Here is a 2,619-nt window from a genome sequence, read left to right as displayed (position 1 = left end):
TCAAGATAACGATTGCCCATAATCATTTTTCTTCCTTCCGCTTTGAGTTGTTAACAGTGTATGACTAAGAGCGGAACGAGTGAGCATCGTGTATTAGGATTAACAAAAAAGCAGTCTCTCCAAATCTTCGGAGGACTGCTTTATTATAGGTTTCTCTCAGATAATTAAATTGGAAGTGTTTTTGTTGGGCCATTTATTAAGTGGATTTATTTTCCGGCTCTTCTGTATCTATTTGAAGCGCCTGCCTATCTGCTTTCAATGCTTTAAACAGGGAGAACACCATGAGCCAGTCCGGCTCCGCAAAGATTTATACTGAAAAAGAAAACCTAAAGAATAGGAAAATCCCTGGCTCAGCTTATTTGAGAGTCAGGGATTTTTTATAGTATAAAGTAATTATTTATCCTCATCCTCATAGGGGTAAAGCTCTTCAGAAGCTTCCGTACTTAATTGAGGAGCGGGGCTCATCTTCTCTGTACCTGCTTCCTCGCCATCCAAGTTACGCGCAACAGACTGGTGGAAGAAGTATTCAAAAATAGTGAGTGAAATAGTCGAAATTAGTGTGGCTGAAAACACATTATTTCCAACAGTAAGTGCATCCGTCATCAAGTAAACCACCAGAAATGTGAGTACAAAATCTGAAATCGTAGCTGTGGTATTACTGGAGCGGGATAGGATTAGTAAGTCGCCGATAGCATACGAAACGACCCCTAAAACCAACGTAATTAAGAACACATTCCCAAAGGATACGTCAAATCCGCCTCCTAAAATGATAAGAAGGATGGGGAAAGTGAATAAAAACTTCATAGCGATTAATTTCAAGTGTTCCATGAATAATCACCTCCTGCATCTATAGCTTCCTTCAAAACCATTCGCGCTATACCTTGATTACAGTTAATTTAAAATGTATCGAAGGATGACGTGTAAACAGCTGTGAAAACTAAAAGGTGAAGATTTAGTGAATCGGATCGTTCCGTTTATCAATATACAAACTTCCGTCTTTTTGCACTTCTGCGTAGAATACTTCGGAAATGGACGGTACACCGGCTGATTTAAGCTGTTGGTGGAGCCACTTCTGATCCAGATTTAAGCTTTGCAAATTAGCATCATTTATTTGTCCATCCGAAACGACAGTTGTAGGGATGGGGTAAACCGCAGGGCTGTTTGACACTACATTTCCGTCTTTTTTGGTAAACGGCTGGTCTCCCGTTTTTTTCATAACAGAAAGGGTTCCGTCGGTTTCGAAAATAGCATAATTTACTTCATTTAAAGAAAAAACATTTTTCTTTCGAAGTAATACGTGCAGGGAATCCAAGTCAAGTCGCGCTTTTCGTAGTTCACCCTCAAGCACTTTCCCTTGTTTAACAACGATCAGAGGCTGGCCATCGATAGCCAGGCGTACATCTTTTGATTTAATATCCAAGTACCCCAAAAAGACAGTAAAGACCGCCCAGCTTACTAACGCAATCAATCCATTCCGAACACTTAAGGAAGCATCAATGGCAAGTGACCCTCCAATGGTGCCTATGGAAATAGCGGACACGAAATTAAAAAAAGTGAGTTGGGAGATTTCTTTTCTGCCCATTATTCTTGTTAATACTAAAAGAACAGTAAAAGCGAGTGCCAGTCTAAACAGCAATTCAATAACATCCATGCTTTAGATCCTTTCTGCTGCTTCTCTATTAGTGGAATTTCTTACTCTTATTTTGATCTAGAAAAGGTTGCTTCATAAATGGGATTTACTGGAGATTCCGCAAAGTTTCTCCAAAGAAGTTTCTAAACGCTTCCGGGACTGATTTACGGTTTCCAGATGCAATAGCTGTAGTTAACGGTATACCTTTCGGGCAGGATTGTACGCAGTTCTGAGAGTTGGAGCATGCTTCAATTCCTTTGGTTCTGCCATTCGGGGTCCTTCTCCTAAATCATATGTACCATCAATAGGAATTCAGGACTTGCTTAGTTTTAACACGCCATACTTCTCTCTAAATGTTTCCAAACAGCATATGGCTAATACGAAAAAATTCTTAAAGCAAAAAGCCAAACCCCGAGTTTACCCGGTTGGTTTGGCTGTGACTAAAGCTCTATCTGTTTATCCATATCTAAAAATTCGCAGCAAAGGTTGATGAGATCTTCTTGTTCAGGTCCGTAGCATACCATGTGTTTCGATTGAGGTAAGAAGTGAAGGGTTTTATCTGCGGCTGGTATGGATTCGTAAATAAATTCAGCGCTTTTTGGGGGGAGTAATCCATCTTCTCCGCCTTGAACAATTAAGGAAGGTACATATACTTTTTGAAAGCAGGGTCGGAGTTCATTAACAAGCTTCTGAAATTGAATAGAAGCACTCATTGGCGCAGATCCCAAACGCTGTATATATCTCTGAAACATATCATTCTCCGTGAGATCACCTTGCATCCCGTCTTTAATCATTTTCCAAAGGTCTTTGGCAATTTGTCCTGTATCAATATAATGAGCTGAGGTACTTAAAAGGATAAGTTTATCCACTTTATATTTGGTTGAAAGATAAGCAGCTATCATTCCTCCCATGGAATAACCGATTAAGTTAATCGTCTCACAGGTATTTGATAGTTCTTGTAAATTTTCTTCTGCCTTTTGGATCCATTC

General features: G+C 39.7%; 3 protein-coding genes and 1 pseudogene. All 4 read right to left on the bottom strand.

Going from position 1 to position 2,619, the window contains the following annotated elements; translation table 11 throughout:
* Window positions 1-393: 393 nt before the first annotated feature.
* On the bottom strand, window positions 394-828 hold the full coding sequence (locus WAM07_RS11280; protein WP_422166916.1) for a YndM family protein: 435 nt from the start codon (window positions 826-828) through the stop codon (window positions 394-396).
* Between the two features lie 124 nt (window positions 829-952).
* Window positions 953-1,651: a YetF domain-containing protein gene (locus tag WAM07_RS11275; protein ID WP_422166914.1), complete on the bottom strand. Its 699-nt coding sequence runs from the start codon at window positions 1,649-1,651 to the stop codon at window positions 953-955.
* Window positions 1,652-1,736: 85 nt separating this feature from the next.
* Window positions 1,737-1,886: pseudogene (locus tag WAM07_RS11270) on the bottom strand (hypothetical protein); the annotation flags it as partial.
* Between the two features lie 184 nt (window positions 1,887-2,070).
* A partial coding sequence (locus tag WAM07_RS11265) for an alpha/beta hydrolase (RefSeq protein ID WP_422166913.1) occupies window positions 2,071-2,619 on the bottom strand: 549 nt, incomplete at its 5' end.

It is taken from the genome of Halobacillus sp. (genome assembly GCF_049282395.1).
GTDB lineage: Bacteria > Bacillota > Bacilli > Bacillales > Halobacillaceae > Halobacillus.
This window is presented reverse-complemented; position numbering and strand designations above follow the sequence as displayed.